The sequence below is a fragment of the Oleiharenicola lentus genome (genome assembly GCF_004118375.1).
Lineage (GTDB): Bacteria > Verrucomicrobiota > Verrucomicrobiia > Opitutales > Opitutaceae > Lacunisphaera > Lacunisphaera lenta.
Genome location: NZ_SDHX01000001.1, coordinates 2474413 through 2494383 on the forward strand (window position 1 = coordinate 2474413; position 19971 = coordinate 2494383).

The window sequence follows — 19971 nt, forward strand, 5'->3', positions numbered from 1 at the left end:
GGCTGGCCGCAAAGCGTCGTGAGCGAAAATGGGCTGGCCTTTCCCAGTTTTTCAACATCTCTTTTCATTTATTTTCATTAACATCATGAAAATTGTTTCACCCCAGCCCCGCCTCGTTCTCTGTGCCCACACCTGGTCGATGGTCGGGCACCCCGCCCCGCGTCGCGAATGGACGCTGGACCGCAAGCTGGCCGCCATCAAGGCGGCAGGATTCGACGGCGTCGCCGCCTTCATCAATCCGGAGATTGCCGACGGTGCCCGGCGGCACGGCCTGAAACTGCTCAGCGGCTTCGACTGCGGCGACCTGCCCACGGTGACCCGGAGGCTTTCCGAGCAGCGCGACTGCGGCGTGCACTTCATCAACATTCAGCTGCTCAACCACGACACGCCACCGGCCCGCGCGGCGGCCATGGCGGTGAAGCTGATCAAGCTTTCCCGGCGCCTTGGCCTGGGGGTGCACATTGAAACCCATCGCGACACCGCGACGGAAACGCCGGAGAAGTTCACCGAGATCGCCCGACGCTATCGCCGCGTCACGGGTGAAACCATGCCGGTGACCTGGGATCATTCGCATTTCGCCGTCTCGAAGCACGTGCTGCCGAAGGACTATGCGGCGCGCCTGCTCGCGTGGCCGCGCGAGATCCAGCACTCGCAGCTGTTTCACCTGCGGCCCTTCAACAGCCAGCATTGCCAGGTGCCCGTCACCGACGGCCGCGGCCGGCTCACGCCGGAGTTCCTGGACTACCGCGCCTTCGTCGAGGAACTCTTTGTGCTCTGGCTGCGCGGCCCGCGCCCGGGCGGCGAACTCTGGGTCTGCCCGGAGATGGGCATGACGCATGGCTACAACGTGAGCACCAATCCCCCGGTGTGGCCCGACGTGATCCGGTGCCGCCGCGAACTGCTCGGCTGCTGGCGTCGGGCCCTGCGCCGCGTCGCTTGAGACTTTGTTGCGCCTCTTTTCAGCCCGGGCTGCTGAAAATGCCTTGACTGTCGTGCATCATTTTTCATGCATTTGCATGAAAGTTTCACGCCGGGTCTGACCTTACCCCCATGTTGATCACCGAAATTGCCCGCAAGGCGCGCGTCTCCCCCGCCACCGTCTCCCGGGCCATCAACCAGCCGCAGCTTGTGGCGGCCGACAGCTTGGCGCGCATCCGGGCGGTGATGCAGCAGCACAACTACGTGCCCGCTCCGCTCAACCGGCGCCGCGGCCCCAAGGCCCACCTCCCGGAGCAACGCCGCATCGGGGTGTGGTTTGTCGGGGCCAAGGCCAACAATCCCAGCCTTAACTGGTTTCAGGACCAGCTGCTGCAGGTGCAGTCCACCGATCCGCGCTATCGCGTCGATCTGCGCGTCATGTTTTCCAGCACGCCCGATGAGCCGCCGCGCAACCTGGCGAACGAGCACCTCGACGGCGTGATCATCCAGGGTATGGAGCCGTCGGCCGGCTGTCTGGCGAAGTTGCGCGAGATTCCCCATGTGTGGTTCATGACGCGCCGGTCATCTTCCTACCCCGGCGACTACGTCGAACCCAACAACGAGGAAAACGGCCGGATGGCGGCCGATTATCTCAAGGAACGCGGCCACAAGGCCGTCGCGGTCATCTCCACCGACCCGGACTACAGCGCCATTGTGCGCCGCAAGGACGCCTTCACCAGCCGCGCCACCGAACTCGGCCTCACGGTGCACTCCATCCTGGGTGCATCCAATCCGGGTGTCAGCTACCTTGAAATCGCGGCGCCGCACGGTGAGAGCGACCAGCTGGTAAGCCGACTGCTCGCCTCCAAGCCGCGGCCGACCGGGCTCTACATTCCGGCCGATCATTTTTGTGGCTCGTTCTTCCGCGCCCTGCGCGAAGCCGGCAAAACCGCGGGCCGGGACTTCGAGGCGATTCTCGGCAACTACAACCCGGTCATCTACCACAATCTCGACCACTCTCCCGCGGCCATCGACGTCAACCTCCAGCTGCTCGTCCGCAAGGTCGTCGATCACCTGATCTGGCGGATCGAGAACCCCGGCCTCAACGGCCGCATGGGCATCACCGTGTCCCCCCGCCTGATCGCCCCCAACCACGCCAACGGGCCCGCCACTCCCTGAACCTCTCCTCGACCGAGGAGAGGTTACCCTCCCCGGTTTTGTCACCGGAAACTACAAACCACCCGCAAGCATGAACCCCCATAAAACCCCCATCGACCTCGCCAAACGAATCATGGCGATCGGTCTGGCGGGATTGCTGACGACCTCGACTGCCACCGCGCAATCGACGGACGCCAATGCATTCCGCCAACTCCAGGAAGAGAACGCTGCCCTGCGCAAGCGCCTCGCCGAAATCGAGGGCCGGACCCAGCCCGCCACCCCGTCCGACACGCGACCCCAGGCCGCCGCCCCCGCCGTGCAACCGGCCGCCACCAGCCTGGCCGCCGAACCGGTGGACAAGGACGTTCTCGTGCTTTCACCCTTCGAGGTGAGTGGCGAAAAGGATTATGGTTACCTGAAAACCAATTCCGCCACCGCGACCAAGATCGGCATGGATATCCAAAAAGTCCCGCTGAACATCTCGGTCATCTCGGAGGACTTCATCAAGGATACCAACATGAAGGACATCCAGGATGTTCTTCGTTACCAGAGTTCCTCCGCGGGTGACGGCCGCATGGGCATCATCCAACCCGCCACGGGCTTCACCCCGTCGGGCATCATGACGCTGCGCGGTTTCCCGATCAACTCGCGCCTGCGCAACGGCCTGCTCCGCTACAACGCCTACAGCCTCGACAACGTCGAACGCGTTGAGGTCATCAAGGGACCGGCGGCGGTGTTCTTCGGCAACGCCTTCCCGGGCGGCGTCATCAACTACGTCACCAAGCAGCCTTCCTTCTCGAAGATTCCGACCACGGTCACCGCTTCCTACAGCGGCTACGACGACCGCATCGGCGGCGAGCGCGTCACGCTCGACACCAACCAGGTCTTTTCGGAGAAGGCGGCCATGCGCGTCGTCGGCGCGTGGGACAACGGCATCGGCAACCAGCGCTTCGAATACCAGAAGGGCTACTCGGTCAACGCCGGCCTCACCCTGATTCCGTTCAAGAGCGGCCGGCTCAAGGTCGCCATCGAGGGCGAAGTGCTGCAGCGCCTGCGCAACCAGGATGACAATTCCTACATCTGGCCCACCCAGTGGCTCGATGACTACAAGGCCCCGCCTGCGGCCCTGCTGACCCTCACGGGTCTTTCGGCCACCGCCTACCAGGCCCGCATCTTCAACAACGTTGGCCAATGGATCGCGGACAAGCGCAACGCGGCGAACGACCAGTATCTCCCCCTGTATACCTCCGTCGCGCGCGGCGCCTATATCACCGATGCGAGCGGCAACCGCGTGCTCGACGAGAAGTTCAACTACTACGGGTCCGGCACCTACACGAAGGACGAAAACTCCACCTTCGCGGTCGTGACCGACTTCAAGGCCACCGACTGGCTGGATATCCGTCACAACTACACCTCGGTTCAGTCGCGTTTTGACCGCGTGTTCTCCTCGGCCAATCCTTATGCCGACGGGCGCCGCTACAACCTCGGCGGTGTGGCCACACAGGGCTACCAGATTGACGCCTACTACCACCAGCTCGATGCGGTGTTCAAGGCGAGCTTCGCCGGCATGGACAACAAGATCCTCGTGGGCGGACTCATGGGCGAGACCTACAACTCGTTCTACGGTTCGAACAATCACACGAACCTGTTCCCGTTCTACGGCTACCTCCCGGGCGCTTACGACAAGCCTGACGAGGGCTACGTCTCCCCGATCCCGGCCGCCTTCCGCCACCCCGTGCTGGGCTGGGGCGTGGACAAGCAGTTCATCCGCGACCGCTTCGGCAAGATTCTCACCCCGCAGCAGATCTTCTCCGAGTATGATCCGGGCGTGCACATGAATCCCGACATCCGCCGCATCACCCCGATCGATCGCGGCCTCGTGGACCACAGCCGTCCGAAGCGCGAGGAATGGTATGTCAACTGGCAGGGTTCGGCCTTCGACAACCGTCTCACCGCCTTCCTCGGCTATCGCGAGGAGAAGACGAGCACCGTCGGCCAGCTGGTCGCGGCCAACCCGCCCTGGTTCATCGTCGACGACTTCGCCCTGCAGAACATCCCGCAGGCGGACTGGGTCACCTACGGCCTGAGCCCGATCTTCTCCCGCCCGCGCACCACCAAGGGCAGCTCCAAGATGATCGGCGCCTCCTTCGAGGTGAAGAAAAACGTCAGCGTCTACGCGAGCGTGTCGCAGACCTTCCTCCCGAGTGGCGTCACCTACCTGGGCGGCGACTATGATCCGAACGCGGTCAACACCCGCGCGACCCTGCTCGGCCTGAACGGCTCCACGGAAAACGCCCGCCTCGTCTCCGAGGGCGGCCTCACCGAAGTGCAGAACGAAAAGGGCTTGAACATGGAGTTCGGCGTCAAGGTCGCGCTCGATGACAACAAGATCGTCGGCACCGCCTCGGTCTTCCGCGTGAACCGCAAGAACCGCGTGCTCGACGACACCCTCCGCCAGTTCAACGAACCGCTGAACTATCTCCTGCCGAACAAGCAGGGCACGTTCAGCCGCATCGTCCGCTGGTATTCGGCCTCCGCCGAGGAGGAGAACGAAGGCGCCGAGTTCGAGGTCATCTGGACCCCGAAGCGCAACTACCAGGCCGTCATCTCCGGTTCCTGGATCTGGCGCTCCGAGACGCTGGCTGATCCCAGCCTCGCGCTCACCCCGACCTCCACCGTCGCCCAGCGCATCCAGAACGAGATCACGTTCAGCAGCCGCCTGATCAACACGCCGGAGTTCCGCTTCAACGTGTTCCAGAAATACACGTTCAGCGACAACTTCATCGGCGACTACGGCCGCGGCTTCAGCATCGGCCTCGGCACCCGCTACTCGAGCGAGATCAACATCCAGAACAACGTGAACATGTGGACCGCCCGCGGCGGCCTTGCGGCCGGCGACTACGTGGTGTTCGACACGGTGTTCAGCTATCCCTTCGAGGTGTTCGGCTACAAGCTGTCCGGCACGCTCAATGTCAGCAACGTGACGGACAAGGAATACTCCGAGGGTAACTACAACCTCGCCGAGCCCCGCTCCTACATGTTCTCGCTGGGCATGAAGTTCTAAGTCTCGGGTCAATCCGACCATCCAACCGAGGGCGGAGGCACCTGCTGCCTCCGCCCTTTTTCTTCTCCGCGCTCCCCTTTCCTGTCGGTCCCATGTTCCGCCTGCTCACGATTCTCCTGCTTGGTGTCATGTCCGCATCGGCCGTCGCCGTCGGCAGTCCGCTCGCCGGCCGCTGGCGCCTCGACCCCGCGCGCAGCACTGAGCTGAGTCCGTGGCAAAATTACGAGTTCACCCTGTCTGTCGCCGGCAACCGGATCACGCTCGACCGCCAGCTCGGCGCGGGGCGCCGCGGGTTCGCGGATGTGATGACGGTGGACACGTCTCTGCCCGACAATGTCGTGCCGGTGAACCTTTGGCCCGACAACCGTCACCTCGGCGCCTACATCGGTGGCGACCGTACCAAGCACGTCCGAGCCGAGTGGCTTGATGCCGGCCGCATTCTCCGTCTTTCGACCAATCTGATTTTGTCCACACAACAGGGCGAACGCCCGGTCAACATCCTCAGCGACTACAAGCTCTCCGCCAACGGTGCCGTGCTGACTCTCATCGAACTTCGCAGCACCCGCAACCGTCCGGTCGTTTACGTATTCACCCGCGTGCCATGAGCCTGCTCCGCCGTCTTTTCGCCACGGTCATTCTGGCCCTGGGCGCCGTCTTCGCCCCGGCCCAACCCGCCGGCACGGTCAAAACCGGACCCGCGCCCGCCGCAGCCACGCTCATTCCACTGTCCGAAAACTGGCAGCTGACGGGCGACCTGCCCGCGCACGCCCTGCTCATTTCTCTTCAAGGCCTCGCCAACCGCGGCCAACCCCGCCTTTACCTCGAATACCCCAAGAACTGGCAGTGGGAGATCGTTCACCCACTGGTCGGGTTTCTTGAAAAGCGCCACGGCCTTAAGTTCGACCGCCTCGGCCTCAATGACACTGCGGCCGCCCTCGCCCGCTTCGGGACCCGGGCGAAGGGGGTTGTGGTGTGGGACAAAGCCGTTCGCTCCTCTCTCATCGTGGCCTTCACCATCGCCGGCGTCGAGGACCTCGTCGTCGTCAACGAAGACCAGCTCGCACTCGCCGCGGCGCAGGGCCTGAAGCCGGTCGTTGACCTTCGTGGAAAGTTCACCGGCCAGCCCGACCATGTCATCTACCAGTGGGCCTACGATCACTACTATGCCCGCTGCTCGCGCGATTACTACGTGGTGATGGGCGGCGAAGCCGGTGCCGTTATGCAGCCGGGGATCGCCGACTTCGGCATCCAGCAAAGCGCCTTCTTCACGGACCTCTCCGCCAATCCGAAACACCCCGAGGAACTCGCCCTGCTGAAACGCATCCTCGGCGGCCAGAACCCGGCGAGCATCGTCCTCGGCTGGCACTCCTACGCCAAGGATACCGAGGGCCAGCACACCACCCTCATCGGGAATTACGGGCTCATGATGGAGGGCCTGCACAACCTGCCCAACGTCTCGTTCACCTCGCAGATCGCGCTCACGCCCGACTTCCGCTTCACCAACAACCATCACGTCGCGCCCGACGCCAACCTACAGGCCGGGAACAAGGTCTATGTCTGCGCCGTCGCCACCGACTCGATGGGTATCGGCAGCTGGACCAAGCCGGGACGCGGACGCATTCCCTACACCTGGCAGGTGCTGATGAACTGGGTCTGGATGAATCCGCCCGCGCTCCAGTTCTTCTACGAGGACAAATCACCCAACGACTACTTCATCGGCGGGCTGTCGGGTCCGGGTTATCTCTATCCCAAGTCCATCCCGGCCGACAAATTCCCCGCGCTCGCCGCCATCGGCCGCAAGCTCATGAAGCAGCTCGATCTGCGCGTGCTCGAAATCATGGACTACTCGGAAGGCAACCGCCACGTCGGCAACACCGACTTGCCGCGGGAACTCGTGGACCGCTACTACGCGGAATACCCGGATGCCCTCGGCTTCATCAACGGTTACGGCACCGCCCGCACCTTCGATCTGCGCGACGGCAGGCCATTCCTGAGCTACGACTACTACCTGGCGATTGAGCGCCCCGAGGACGAGGCCGCCGCCGACCTCGAGGAACTCATGCAGCTCAATCCCGCGCGCCCTTACTTCCTGCTCATGCACGTGCGGGAACGGAACACGATCGAGAAGGTCGCCAACGTGATCGGCCGGCTGAGCGAGCCCGTCGAGGTTGTGCCGCTTGACGTGTTCCTGAAGCTCGCCGCCAGCGCCAAGACTTACCGCACCTATCACCGGCAGCCGTCCGATCCCGTGAACCACAATCCCTGATCCGCGCTGCCCCGGCGACATGCACCCCAATCGACTCCTTCTGCTATTCGTCGCGCTTTGCGCCCTGGCCATCCATGGCCGGGCGGCCGCTGACGTAAAGCGGGCATTAAGCCATGTGGATTTCGACGGGTGGCGGAGCATTTCCGGCCAGGTGCTTTCGCGCGACGGTCGGTTCCTCACCTACGCCTACATGCCGCAGGAGGGCGACGGGGAGGTGATCGTGCGGGAACTTGCCGGCACACAAGAATGGCGTGCCCCCGTCGGGGCCCTGCCGCCGGTGTTGATGACGGGGTCGGAGGCCGACCCGGAACGGCCGCCCCCGCGCCGGTCCGTCAACGTGACGCTCACGAGCGACAGTCGCTTTGCCGTCGCCAACACGTTTCCGGCCCGTGCGGACACGCTCCAAGCGTTGCGCGCCGGCAAATCGGGCGCCGAGTTGCCGCCGGAGGGACTCGTTATCGTCGAACTCGCCACCGGCCGCGCGGTGCCCATCGCCGGGGTGAAAAGCCTGCAAGTGCCGGCCCGCGGCGGCTCCTGGCTGGCCTACCTGAAAACCGAAGGTGAACTTGTGCTGCGCGAGCTGAACTCGGCCGCCGAACGCAGCTTTCCCGGTGTCACCGAATATTCGTTCTCTCGCGACGGACGGACGCTCCTGTTTGCCACCGCGTCCGCCACTGCGGCTGAAAACGGCGTATTCGCCGTCACGCCCGGTGACCAGGCCCCACCCCTGGTGCTTGCCTCCGGACCGGGGCGCTACCGTAAAATCACCTGGAACCGCACGCAGACTGAAGCGGCCTTCCTCACCGACCGCGACGAAGCGCCCGCCCCGATGCCCCGGATGGCGGTTTACCACTGGAGACGCGGTTCCGGTGCGGCCGGGCGTGTTCTCCCCGCGGATGCGCCGGGTTTGCCGGGCGGCTGGATTGTCAGCGGCGATGCCGCCCCCGCCTTCACCTACGACGGCAACCGGCTTTTGGTTTCTACCCGGCCCGCACTCAATGCACCCGATCCCCGGTTCGCGGCGCTGCTCGAGGAGGAAAAGATCCGCGCCGACCTTTGGCGCTGGAACGACGATTTCATCCCGCCACTGCAGAAGGTGCAGGCGGAGAAAGAACGGCAGCGCGCCTACGTCGGCACTCTGGACCTGGCTAGCGGTCGTTTTGTCCAGCTGGCTGATCCGACCCTCGCCTTGCTGACTTTCAACAACGACGGTTCCAAGGCCTTCGGCCTCGATGACCGCCCCTATCGCCGGCGCATCGACTACGACGGGATTTATCATGATCTCTACTTCGTGGACGCGACTTCAGGCTCCCGGAAGCTCCTCGCGCGGGAAGTCGGTGAGAAAGCCGGCGTTCGCTGGTCTCACGACAACCGCTGGCTCGCCTGGTATGCCGACCGGCAGTGGTTCGTCGCCGACAGCCGTGACGGCTCCGTGCACCCGGTCAGCCAGGCCCTGCCGTTTCCCGTCCACAACGAGCGGCACGACATGCCGGAGATGCCCGGCGCCTACGGCTCCGCCGGGTGGAGTCGTGACGGCCAGTCCCTGCTCATCTATGATCGCTTTGATCTCTGGCAGGTTTTCCCCGACGGTCGCCCCGCCCGTAATTTGACGGGCGGCTTCGGCCGGCTGAACCAGATTGAACTGCGGCTGAACAACCTCGCAGGCAACGAGCCCGAGCATGAAATCCGCGGCATCGACCTCGACCGTGCGCTGACCTTTCGCGGGGAACACCAAGACACCCGCGACACCGGCTTCTTCCGGTTCAGTTCGGCGGACTCCGCTCCGCAACGCCTCCTTTGGGCCGCCAAGGATCACCGCTTCGTCGGTCGTGCCCTGGAAGCCGACACCCTCATGCTCACCGCGTCACGTTTCGACGAGTTTCCTGACATCCTCGTTACCGACACCAATTTTGAATCTCCCCGCAAGGTGACCGGGGGCGGCGCCCAACTCGCGCCCTTCCTCTGGGGTTCGGCCAGCCTCGTCCGCTACCGCGGACCGGACGGGCAACCGTTGTCCGGTATGCTCTGCAAACCGGCGAACTTCGATCCGACGAGGAAGTATCCGATGATCGTTTACATCTACGAGCGGCTCTCGGCCAATCTGCACCGCTTCTTCCTGCCCGCACCGCTGGCGGTGATTGAACCGAGCTTCTACACCAGCAACGGCTACGTCGTGCTCATGCCGGACATCGCCTACACCACCGGCAAACCCGGCGCGAGCGCCTACCAGTGCGTCATGGCCGCGGTCGATGCGGTCGTGGCACAGGGCTTCGTGGACGAGAACGCGCTCGGACTCGAGGGGCATTCGTGGGGCGGCTACGAGACCTGCTACATCCTCACGCAAACCGGCCGTTTCCGCGCCGCCGAGGCCGGCGCGATCGTGGGCAACATGACCAGCGCCTCCGGTGCCATCGGCGAAAGCTCCGGACGCTCCCGTCAGTTCAAATACGAAAAGAACCAGAGCCGAATCGGCGCCACCCTGCAGGAGGCTCCGCACCTGTATGTGGAGAATTCGCCGGTCTTTTTTGCGCACCGCGTCACCACGCCGCTGCTGATCCTGCACAACGACCACGACGATATCGTGCCGTGGCCGCAGGCCGTCGAGTTCTTCCTCGCTCTGCGCCGCGCCGGCAAGGAGGCCTATCTTTTCAACTACAACGACGAACTGCACAGCCTGCGCCGGCGGGCCGACCAAAAGGATTTTGCCCGCCGCATGCACCAGTTCTTCGACCACTTTCTCAAGGGTGTGCCCCAACCTGCGTGGATGTCCGACGGAATTCCCTACCTTGATCGTGAGGAGGAAAAGCTCCGCTTCCGCGACCCACCCTGAGCCCGCATTTAATTTTCCGCCATGACTACTCCCCGAAGACTTCTGCTCTCTGCCTTGCTCCTGCTCGCGCCCCTCGCTGCTCATGCCAGCTCGCCGTTCGACAGTCGCTGGCGCCTGGACCCTGCACGCAGCTCAGCCCTCGATGGGTGGAGCGCCTGGGACCTTGTCATCACGGTGGATGGCCCGCGCGTGAGCCTGCGCCACGACATGCAGTGGCGTACGACGAAGCATCAGGCTACAAACACGGTGGACACCACCGCCCCGGTCGAGCTCGCGGATTTCTTCCGCGTCGAGCAGCGCCACATGGCCCTCTATCCGGCCAAGGGCGGCAAGACCGCCGCGCGCGCCGCCTGGCTGGACGCCGGACGCACGCTGCGCGTCGAGGCCGACGCCCCCATCGAGATTTCCCAAGGTCAGGCCGTCATGCGTCTCTACTGCGAATACCGCCTCGTCGAGGGCGACCAGTCCCTCGTGCTGATCGAGCTGCATAGCTCCCGCCCCCAGCCGCTTGTCTACCGTTTCAACCGCGTCCCCTCATCCCCCTGAACCATGCGCTGCGCCCTTTTATTTTTCGCCCTGCTGCTCGCCCCCTTGTTGACCGCCGCCGAAAACGCGCGGTCGGCCTTCGTCATGCATTGGGACGGCCAATGGCAGGTCGCTGGCGGTTTGCCCGAAAAAGTCCTGCTCGTCAGCCTGCAGGGCCTCGCCAACCGCGCCGCCCCGCAGCTTTACGTCGTCCACCCGCGGGACTTCCAGTGGGAGATCACCGAGCCGCTCTTCGATTTCTACCAACGCAAGCACGGCGTTCGCTTCACCGGGCTCAAGACCGCCGAGGAGGCGCTGAGCCGGTTCGCCGGCGCCGCGAAGGGTTATGTCGTCTGGGACCCGGCCGTGCCCGCAACGTTGAACGTGGCCTTCACCATCGCCGGCCTCGAGGACGCGCTCGTCGTGACCGCCGGCCTTGTCCCCCTCGTGGAGAAACACGGCCTGAAGCCCATTGACGACCTGCGCGGTCGCTACACCGGCCAGACCGACGCCCAGATTTACGGCGATGCGGTCCGGCGCTACTGGGCACGTTGCACGCACGACAGCATCATGCTCATGGGCGGACACGCCGGTGCCGTGCGCCAACCCGCCATGGGCGACTGGGGCGTGCGCCAGCGGATGTTTTTCCAGGATCTCTCGGCCAATCCCAAGCACCCGGAGGAACTCGCCCTCGCCCAGAAACTCCTTTCTGAACTCAATCCCGGTGCCACGGTCTTCGGCTGGCACTCCTACGCGAAGGACACCGAGGAGCAGTGGACCACCCTGCTCTCCGGCTACGGCCTCAAGATGGAGGGGCTGCACAATCTCCCGAACCTCAGCTTCAACTGCCAGTTCGGTTTCACCCCGGGTTTCAAGTTCACGAACTCCCACCGCGTGGCGCGCGATGCCAAGCTCACGGCAGCGGCAAAGGTTTACCTCTCCTTTGTCCAGTCCGACAGCATCGGCATCGGCGTCTGGACCAAACCCGGTCGCGGCAAGCTGCCCTTCGCGTGGCAGGTCACGATGAACTGGACGAAGTTCTCGCCCGCCGCCCTCGAGTATTTCCACGAAAGCGCGACACCGAACGACTACTTCATCGGCGGGCTCTCGGGGCCGGGATACATGTATCCCAACCATATTCCCGCCGACCGCTTCCCGCTGCTCATGAAGGAGGCCCGCGAGCTGATGGCCGTGCTCGACGAGCATGTGATGGAAATCATGGACAACTCCGCCGCCGACGGAAACGTGGGCAACGCCGACCTCACCAAGGAAACGGTGGACCGCTATTACGAAGCGTTTCCCGATGTGATCGGCTTCATCAACGGCTACGGTCCCGCCCGCACCCGCGACCTCCGCGACACCCGGCCGCTGATTTCCTACGACTACTATATCGACCCGCGCCGCCCGCGCACCGAGGTGGCGGCCGATCTCAACGAGCTCATCGCCCTCAACGCCACCCGGCCCTACTTCCTCCTCGTGCACGTCCGCGAATCCAACGACGTCAACAGCCTCGTCGAGGTGGTCAAGCAGCTCGACGGGCCCGTCGAAGTCGTGCCGCTCGACGTTTTCCTGAAGCTGGCCGCGAGCAAGAAGACCTACACGACCCGCTATCAGGACCCCGACGACCCCAAGCACTTCCACGGCTACAAGTGAGCCTCCGTCCCCTGTCATCCGTTCTCCGTCTTCCGCACTCCGCCCCACCCGCCCCATGAATACCCCCACCCGCCGCACCTTTCTCAAGAGTTCCGCCGTCCTCGCCGCCACCCTGCCCTTCGCCCGCCTGCCGCTCGGTGCAGCGACCGCGGCCAACCCACCGTCCGCCGGACCCGGGCGTGGCCTGCTGTTCGACCCCGCCGACCTGCCACGCATCCGCGCCAATCTCGATCTTCCGCGCTGTGCCGAGATCCGCAGCCAGTTGCTCGACGTGGATTTTGCCGCCGAGACGAAGTTCGTGCGCGAGGAATCACGCCTCAACAACCATGTGGCCGACTTCATGCGCCTGTGGAAACTGGTGCAGAACTGCGCGTTTGCCTACACGGTCTGGGGCGACCGCCGCCAGTTGGACCTGTGTCTGCTGGCGCTCCGGCGCATGTGCGCATACCCGCGCTGGGATTACTTCCTCGAGGGCGGCAAGGACACCATCGGCCTGCAGCGCGCCCCCGAAGCCACCATCGCCGCCTGCTATGCGCTCGACTGGCTCGGCGCCGCCGTGCCGGCCGACCTGGTGAATCTTACGGAGCACAGGATTCTCACGGAGGGAGCCCCCGCCTGTTACCGCACCCTCTACGGCATGAAGTATCCCGACCGCGTGAAGGGCTGGGGCTTCGATCCCGAGGACGACTATCCGCAGGCCTACCGCGTGAGCCTTGCCCGCTGGCCGCTCATCCTCAATGCCACCAATCTCAAGATCATCCCCACCTGCGGCCTCGGTCTCGCCGCCGTCTGGTTCCATGGCCGACACCCTGATGCGGGCAAGTGGCTCGATCTCTCCCGCCAGAGCGCGCAGGCCTTCGCCACGATGTATGGCTCGGACGGCTCTTACGACGAGGGCGTCGGCTACTGGGGCTACACCACCTCCCACCTGGCGATGCTCGCGGAGGCCGTCTGGCGCCGGCTTGGCCTCGATGACCGCAAGCTCATCAACTACCCGGGCACCATCCGGTTCGCCCTGAGCATGGCCATGCCCTGCGGCGGCGGCGTGGTCGCGGATCCGAAGCTCGGCACCGCCTACAACGCCACGCCCAAGGGCAACTACAACCCTGCGCTCGATCTCGTGAATTTCTGCGATGCCGGCGTGGGTATGGATGTCTCGGTCGCCGGCTGGGTCGGCAGCACAGCCCATGATCCCCTCTGCCATCATGTCGCCCAGAACACCGGTTCGCTGCGCCTGCTGCAGGGCGCGGTCTGGTATCAGCCCGATGCGCCGAGCCAGGCGCCCGGCCCTGACTTGCACGATGTGCGACTGAGCAACGACTGGGTCATCTCCCGCACCGGTTGGGCCCCGGCGGACACCGTCGTCGCACTGCGCAGCGGCGGTCCGGCCAACCACGAGCACGCCGACCGCAACAGCATCATCTTCAAGGCGCACGGTGACCGCCTGTTTCACGACCCATTCCGCGCCGGCTATTCCTTCACCACGCCGCAATGGCTGCTCCGACTCACCGAGGCCCACACCGCGGTTCTGATCAACGGCCAGGGCCACCAATACCACAACGGCTCCGAAGGCACGAATGCCTCCTGGGCCGTGGCGAGCGTCACGGATTTTCGCTCGGGCCCGGGCTGGATGACGGTCACGAGCGACGCCTCCGAAGCCTACGCCCTCGTGCTGCCCGACGCCGCGTTCGTCGTGCGCACGCTGGTCTTCCTCAAGCCCGAGGTCCTGCTCGTGCTCGATCGCGTCAAACTCAAGAGCACCGCGCCCGTGCAGGTGCGCTTCCAGGTCTTCAACGACGACGGCAAGGGCGCCGCGACCGCTGCCGGCACCACCTTCGGCATTGACCGGCCGCTGGCCTCGCTGCGCGCCACCGTCGCCTCCGCCGGCTCCGTCAGCGCGGGCACCGCCAAGCTCGCCCTGCCGGAGAGCGTCGGCGTCTTCCCCTATGTTGAAGTCGTCTCCCCCAGCGCCACCGACCATGAGGTCCTCACCGCCTGCACCACCGCCCCCGCCGGTGGCGCCCATGGCAAACTCGCTGTCACGCGCACGGCATCCGGCTGGCACATCACCGGCAGCCACTCCGGACAGAAGGTGGACGTCACGCTCCAGACCACGACCAGCGTCCCTGCCCTCACCATCGCCTGACAGCGTCATTCCTTTGTAAGGTCGCCGCACGCAACGATCCTGCATTCTTTACCCTCTGATTCCGGCCATGCCCGTCCTCAATCATGCCAACGGTGCCGATTATGCGCTGATCACGCTCTACTTCGGTATCGTCATTTTTGTGGGATGGTATTCGTCGCGGAAAAACCGGAACACCGACGATTACTTCAAGGCGGGCGGCAAGGTTCCCTGGGTTCTCGCTGGTGTGTCGAACTGGGTCTCGGGTTTCTCGGCCTTCATGTTCGTGGCCGCGGCCGGCTTCACCTACAAGCACGGGCTCGGCGCCGTCGTCGTCTTCACCGCGGCGACCTGGGCCTACCTCGTCGGAGCGTTCTACTTCGCCGCCCGCTGGCGAAGGGCCCGGATCAACTCTCCGCTTGAGTTTCTCACTCGCCGCTACTCGTCCTCGACCACCTATTTCTACACGGTCACCGCGATCATCCCGCAGGTCATCCTCATCGGCCAGGGCCTTTATATTCTCTGCATTTTCGTTTCCACCGCTCTCGGCTTTGCTTCGGAACAACACGCCTTCCTCGGACTGACTTTCTCGGGTCTGGAACTCACGATGATCTGCACCGGTCTCGTGATGATCGTTTATACCGTCATCGGCGGGCTGTGGGCGGCTGTGCTGAGTGATGCAGTGCAGGGCGTCATCATCCTGGTGACATCGCTGTTGATCCTGCCCGTGACCTTCCTTTACCTGGGTCAGGGCGACGGAGTTGCGGCGGGCTTCTCGCGGCTCTGGCGGGAGGCGCCGCAAGGTTATTTCGGGCTGAACGGCCAGACTGGCCAACCCCTGTTTTTGCTCAGCTACGCCGCCGCCTCCATGCTCGGCTACAACGTCGCCTGGTGGCAGGTGCAACGCTACCAGAGCGTGCCCGACGAGCGCGGCGCCCGGAAGATGGCGATGCTCTGTGCGGGCCTCTCCCTGTTCGGCCCGCTGCTGTGGATTCTGCCCGTCATGGGCGCGCGGGTCATTTTCCCCAACATCACGGAGATCTGGCCGCAGTTCGCCGCGCCCGAGGAGGCCTCCTTTGTCGGCCTCGCCCTCCTGCTCCTGCCTCACGGCCTGATCGGCTTTGTCATCGCCGCCATTCTTTCCGCGACCCTCGGCCAGGCCAGCGACGGCTTCAACTGGCTCGCCGCCACCATAACCCGCGACATCTACGTGCCGTTGCGCAAACGATTCGGCCGGCCGGTCCCTGGTGAAAAACACCAGATGCGCGTCGGCCAGGCGACCATGCTGGTCATCGGCGTGCTCGGCATCGTCGCCGCCTTCTTTATCGCCCGGACGGGCGGCGCCTTCGCGTTCGCATTGAAATACTACTCGCTCTCCGGCCCGGGCTTCATGATGCCCGTCTTCCTGGGCATGATCTACCGCAAGACGCCGTGGTGGTCCGGCATGGCCTCCTGCATCGCGGCCTTTACCGTCGCGTTCGCCCTGCTGTGGGCGGACGTCTTCCCCGCTCATGCCTACGAGCGTAACATCATCAGCGCCATCACCGCCGCGACCGTGGTGTTCTTCCTCTCCGCGTTGTTCTACCGCAAAGACGACCCGCGCAGCGCCGAATGCCGGCGGTTCGACGCCGACCTGCGCACCCCTGTGCCCGTCGATCCCAACCTGCCCCCGGCCAGCCTGCGTGACTTCCAGATGCTGGCATTGGTCAGCGTGCTGCTGGGCCTCGTGTTGATCGCCTGCGTCGTTCTGCCCTCGTCGCCCCTCGCTCCGCCGCTTATCAATCTCGTCGCCGGCGGGCTGCTTTTTCTGATCGGCGCCCTGCTCTGGCGCGCTTCCCGTCCGGCCAAAACCAAACTACCCTGACCCCGTGCGCCTGCCCGCCCAGCTCTATCGTCAGTTCGACGCCGATCCCGCGCTCGCGGTGCCGGGCGAGGGCTACGGTGGATGGCACACGGTCGAGGCTGAACTCGCCCCGCAACACACGGCGTTGGTCGTGATGCACGCCTGGGACTGCGGCCAACCGCACGAATTCCCCGGCTGGCGCCGCGCGGTCGAATATACCCCGCGAGCCGAGCGCATCCTGCGGGAGGTCTTCCCGCCCCTGCTGGCCGCCGTGCGCGCTTCGCCGTTGCCGGTCTTCCACGTCGTGGGCGGCGGCAAGGACTACTACTCCCATTTGCCCGGACACCACCGCGCGATCCAGCTGGCCGGAGGCTCCAGTCTCCCGCGGCGCGTCACGCCCGACCCGCTCCACGAAAGAATGCAGCGCCTGCGGGCCGCGCAGGGTTCGCCCGGCGCCCATAACAGCGCCGACATTGCCGCCGGGTTCGCCCGGCTGGATTTTGCCCCGTCCGCCCGCCCGGTCGGCGAAGAAGGCATCGCCGAGGACGGCGCCCAACTCGCCGCCCTGTGTCGCGCCCAAGGCATCAATCATCTCATCTACTCCGGGTTCGCGCTCAACTGGTGCCTGCTGATGTCTCCGGGCGGCATGGTGGACATGGCCCGCCACGGTTGCCTTTGCTCCACCATTGCCGAAGCCACCACCGCCGTGGAAAACCGTGAGACTGCCCGCGAGGAGCGCGAAAAACGCCAGGCCCTGTGGCGCGTGGCCTTGGAGTTCGGCTTTGTCTTCAAACTCGCGGACTTTCTCCGCGCCCTTCCCTCGCCATGAATCCGACCCTTGCCCTCCACGGCGGCCCCAAGGCCGTCACCGCCCCCCGCCCCGAGCGTCATCGCTGGGGCGCCGAGGAATTATCGCGACTGACCGCCATGGTGGGACAGAAATCCCTTTTCTACGCCAACGGCCCGCAGTGCGCGGACCTCGCCGCCGAGTTCCGCCAGACCTGCCCGGCCAAATGGCTGATGCCGACCTCCTCCGGCACGGCTGCGCTGCACGTCGCCGTGGCTGCGCTCCAGCTGCCGCCGGGCTCCGAGATCATCACCTCGCCCATCACCGACATGGGCTCGGTCATCGGGATTCTCTACCAACAACTGGTCCCGGTCTTCGCCGACATCCACCCGCACACCTACAACCTGGATCCGCAGGACGTCCGTCGGCGGATCACATCGAAGACGCGTGCCATCATGCCGGTCCACCTGACCGGGAATCCCTCCGACATGGAGGCCATCATGACCATCGCCCGGGAGCATGACCTCTTTGTGATCGAGGATTGCGCGCAGGCCTGGGGGGCTCTCTACCGCGGAAAACCGGTCGGATCCTGGGGCCATCTCGCCTGTTTTTCCTTCAACGAGTTCAAGCACGTCAGTTGCGGCGACGGCGGAATCGTGATGACCAACGACGAGCGCTTCGGTCCGACGCTCGCGAAATGGGCCGATAAGTTCTACGACCGCAACAGCGCCGCAGACGCGCGCAACCCGACCAGCCTCGCGCCCAACTACCGCATGAGCGAACCCCAGGCTGCGGTCGCGGCCGGCCAGCTGACGAAACTGCCCGCCATCATCGCCGACCACGTCCGTCTGGGTTCGCGGCTGCTCGCGCAACTGGAGACCCGTGCCCTTCCCGGCGTTTCCCTACCCGCCATCGACCCACGGGACCGTCACAGTTTCTGGTTCTGCCTGCTCCGGCTCGATCTCGCCCGCTTCCGTTGCACCCGCGATGAATTTGCCGCGGCCCTGGTCGCGGAAGGCGCCGCCGCCACGCCCGGCTACATCCCGCGTCCGGTTTACCGATACCCCCTGTTTCAAAATCACGATTTCTTCGCCGGGTTCTGGCCGCTCCGCGAAGCCGGCCTCACCACGATGGATTACCGCCGGGTCAGCTGCCCCGTCACCGAGGCCGTGCTGGCCGACAGCATTTCGCTGGCGATCAATCCCGGCCTGACCGACGAGATCATGGACCAGACCGCGGCCGCGGTGGCGAAGGTTACCCACCACTTTGCCCGCTGACCCGATGCGTATCATTGACGTCCATACCCACCCGATCCTGCGCGACGACCACCGCGGCCGCACCGGCGCGGAGCAACTCCTGGCCCGGGCCCGCGCCCACGGCATCCGCCAGGTGGTCGTGCTGGGCGACGTGCTTGCCTTCGGCCGCTCGCCCAATGCGGCGCAGATCCGCCTGATCAACGACGAAACGCACGAGCTGATGTGCCGTCATCCGGAGTTCGTCACGGGATTCTGTCATCTCAACCCGACCCTCGGCGCCCCCGCCGTCCGCGCGGAAGTAGCCCGCTGCGTCGCCCGTGGCTTTCGCGGCCTCAAGCTGGAGATCGCCAACAACGCCGCCGATGCGGTCATGCGCCCGCTCATGGAAGAGGCTCGCCGCCACCACCTGATCGTTCTCCAACACGCCTGGAGCATGACCAAAATCGGCGAACGTGCCTTCCACACCGATCCGGAGGATGTTGCGACGCTCGCCCGGCGTTTTCCTGACGTCCGCATCATCATGGCCCACCTGACAGGCTGCGGCGTGCGCGGCGTGCAGGCCGTGAAAGCCTGCCCCAACGTCGTGGTGGACACTTCCGGGGCCGCCCCCGAGACGGGCATGGTCGAATACGCGGTGGAGCAACTCGGCGCCGGCCGGATTCTCTACGGCTCCGACGCCCCCATCCGCGACTTCGGCGTAGCCATCGCCCGTATCACGGGTTCGCGCCTCGATCTCCGCACGCAGCGAAAAATCCTCCACGACAACGCCGCGGCCCTTCTCGGACTGAAATGAACTTCTTCGACGCCAACACCTGGGTCGGCCGCTGGCCCTTCTCCTTCGCCGCCGCCCACACGCCTCGCTCGCTCGCGGGGCACTTGAAGCGACACGGCATCGCCCGCGCCCTCGTTTCACCGCTCGACGCCGTCTTCGCCCCGGCCCCGCAACCGGCCAACCTTGCCCTGCTCGCCGCGACGAAGCGCCAGCGCGCGCTGCTGCCCGTGCCGGTGATCAACCCTTCTCTCGCGAACTGGCGCGCTGATCTTGCCGCCGTCGCCATCGATCCGGGCGTGCGCGCCGTGCGGCTGTTGCCCAACTACCACAATTACCGGCTCAACCATCCCGCGGTGGACGAATTGTGCGACGCCCTGAAATTTCTCCGCCTGTGTCTCATCATCCAGCTGCAGCTCATCGACCAGCGGCATGAGTATCACGCCCTGACGATCAAGCCGGTGCCGGTTGGCGACTTGGCAAACCTGCTGCGGCGCCACCCCGGTCGCCCCGTGCTAGCCAGCGGACTCCTGCGCCCCGACCTGCTCAAGCTGGCCCCCCGCCACCCCAACCTCCTCGCCGACCTCTCTTTCGCCGAGTGGCACGATACGATGGAGCACCTCCTCGCCAAGGTGCCCGCCCGCCAGCTCGCCTTTGCCTCCCACACCCCGCTGCTGATCACCGCCGCGGCCCGGGCCAAGCTGGACACCTCCACCCTGCGCGCCGCGCCTCGCCGCTTAATTGCTTCCGCCAACCTGCAACGTTTTCTCCGTCTCTGAA

General features: G+C 65.1%; 14 protein-coding genes. All 14 read left to right on the forward strand.

Features of this window, described 5'->3' with window-relative positions; genetic code table 11:
- Window positions 1-85 precede the first annotated feature (85 nt).
- The 14 genes from ESB00_RS10265 (at window position 86) to ESB00_RS10330 (ending at window position 19970) form a co-directional block, all read left to right on the forward strand.
- Window positions 86-940: a sugar phosphate isomerase/epimerase gene (locus ESB00_RS10265; protein ID WP_129047599.1), complete on the forward strand. Its 855-nt coding sequence runs from the start codon at window positions 86-88 to the stop codon at window positions 938-940.
- A 110-nt stretch (window positions 941-1050) separates the two neighbouring features.
- Window positions 1051-2097 (forward strand): LacI family DNA-binding transcriptional regulator, encoded by a 1047-nt coding sequence (locus ESB00_RS10270; protein ID WP_129047600.1) that lies wholly within the window; start codon window positions 1051-1053, stop codon window positions 2095-2097.
- Window positions 2098-2167: 70 nt separating this feature from the next.
- Complete coding sequence (locus ESB00_RS20105) at window positions 2168-5140, forward strand: TonB-dependent siderophore receptor (protein WP_129047601.1); 2973 nt, start codon at window positions 2168-2170, stop codon at window positions 5138-5140.
- Window positions 5141-5232: 92 nt separating this feature from the next.
- Complete coding sequence (locus tag ESB00_RS10280; RefSeq protein ID WP_129047602.1) at window positions 5233-5745, forward strand: hypothetical protein; 513 nt, start codon at window positions 5233-5235, stop codon at window positions 5743-5745.
- Entirely contained in the window at window positions 5742-7406 is a 1665-nt protein-coding gene (locus ESB00_RS10285) for a GxGYxYP domain-containing protein (protein WP_129047603.1), read from the forward strand. The genes ESB00_RS10280 and ESB00_RS10285 overlap by 4 nt, the downstream gene beginning before the upstream one ends.
- Window positions 7407-7425: 19 nt before the next feature.
- A complete protein-coding gene (locus tag ESB00_RS10290) occupies window positions 7426-10236 on the forward strand; it encodes a S9 family peptidase (RefSeq protein ID WP_129047604.1) in 2811 nt (936 codons plus the stop codon).
- A 21-nt stretch (window positions 10237-10257) separates the two neighbouring features.
- Window positions 10258-10782 (forward strand): hypothetical protein, encoded by a 525-nt coding sequence (locus ESB00_RS10295; protein ID WP_129047605.1) that lies wholly within the window; start codon window positions 10258-10260, stop codon window positions 10780-10782.
- 3 nt (window positions 10783-10785) lie between these two features.
- On the forward strand, window positions 10786-12414 hold the full coding sequence (locus tag ESB00_RS10300) for a GxGYxYP domain-containing protein (RefSeq protein ID WP_129047606.1): 1629 nt from the start codon (window positions 10786-10788) through the stop codon (window positions 12412-12414).
- Between the two features lie 55 nt (window positions 12415-12469).
- A complete protein-coding gene (locus tag ESB00_RS10305; RefSeq protein ID WP_129047607.1) occupies window positions 12470-14560 on the forward strand; it encodes a heparinase II/III domain-containing protein in 2091 nt (696 codons plus the stop codon).
- Window positions 14561-14627: 67 nt separating this feature from the next.
- Complete coding sequence (locus tag ESB00_RS10310; protein ID WP_129047608.1) at window positions 14628-16400, forward strand: sodium:solute symporter family protein; 1773 nt, start codon at window positions 14628-14630, stop codon at window positions 16398-16400.
- 4 nt (window positions 16401-16404) lie between these two features.
- Window positions 16405-17208: a hypothetical protein gene (locus ESB00_RS10315; RefSeq protein ID WP_129047609.1), complete on the forward strand. Its 804-nt coding sequence runs from the start codon at window positions 16405-16407 to the stop codon at window positions 17206-17208.
- A complete protein-coding gene (locus ESB00_RS10320) occupies window positions 17205-18443 on the forward strand; it encodes a DegT/DnrJ/EryC1/StrS family aminotransferase (protein ID WP_129047610.1) in 1239 nt (412 codons plus the stop codon). The genes ESB00_RS10315 and ESB00_RS10320 overlap by 4 nt, the downstream gene beginning before the upstream one ends.
- 4 nt (window positions 18444-18447) lie before the next feature.
- Entirely contained in the window at window positions 18448-19215 is a 768-nt protein-coding gene (locus ESB00_RS10325) for an amidohydrolase family protein (RefSeq protein ID WP_129047611.1), read from the forward strand.
- Window positions 19212-19970 (forward strand): amidohydrolase family protein, encoded by a 759-nt coding sequence (locus ESB00_RS10330; protein ID WP_129047612.1) that lies wholly within the window; start codon window positions 19212-19214, stop codon window positions 19968-19970. The genes ESB00_RS10325 and ESB00_RS10330 overlap by 4 nt, the downstream gene beginning before the upstream one ends.
- Window position 19971: the final 1 nt, after the last annotated feature.

Coding starts and splice junctions, on each gene's coding strand:
- ESB00_RS10265 (WP_129047599.1), top strand. CDS start 86: ATGAAAATTGTTTCACCCCAGCCCCGCCTCGTTCTCTGTGCCCACACC.
- ESB00_RS10270 (WP_129047600.1), top strand. CDS start 1,051: ATGTTGATCACCGAAATTGCCCGCAAGGCGCGCGTCTCCCCCGCCACC.
- ESB00_RS20105 (WP_129047601.1), top strand. CDS start 2,168: ATGAACCCCCATAAAACCCCCATCGACCTCGCCAAACGAATCATGGCG.
- ESB00_RS10280 (WP_129047602.1), top strand. CDS start 5,233: ATGTTCCGCCTGCTCACGATTCTCCTGCTTGGTGTCATGTCCGCATCG.
- ESB00_RS10285 (WP_129047603.1), top strand. CDS start 5,742: ATGAGCCTGCTCCGCCGTCTTTTCGCCACGGTCATTCTGGCCCTGGGC.
- ESB00_RS10290 (WP_129047604.1), top strand. CDS start 7,426: ATGCACCCCAATCGACTCCTTCTGCTATTCGTCGCGCTTTGCGCCCTG.
- ESB00_RS10295 (WP_129047605.1), top strand. CDS start 10,258: ATGACTACTCCCCGAAGACTTCTGCTCTCTGCCTTGCTCCTGCTCGCG.
- ESB00_RS10300 (WP_129047606.1), top strand. CDS start 10,786: ATGCGCTGCGCCCTTTTATTTTTCGCCCTGCTGCTCGCCCCCTTGTTG.
- ESB00_RS10305 (WP_129047607.1), top strand. CDS start 12,470: ATGAATACCCCCACCCGCCGCACCTTTCTCAAGAGTTCCGCCGTCCTC.
- ESB00_RS10310 (WP_129047608.1), top strand. CDS start 14,628: ATGCCCGTCCTCAATCATGCCAACGGTGCCGATTATGCGCTGATCACG.
- ESB00_RS10320 (WP_129047610.1), top strand. CDS start 17,205: ATGAATCCGACCCTTGCCCTCCACGGCGGCCCCAAGGCCGTCACCGCC.
- ESB00_RS10325 (WP_129047611.1), top strand. CDS start 18,448: ATGCGTATCATTGACGTCCATACCCACCCGATCCTGCGCGACGACCAC.
- ESB00_RS10330 (WP_129047612.1), top strand. CDS start 19,212: ATGAACTTCTTCGACGCCAACACCTGGGTCGGCCGCTGGCCCTTCTCC.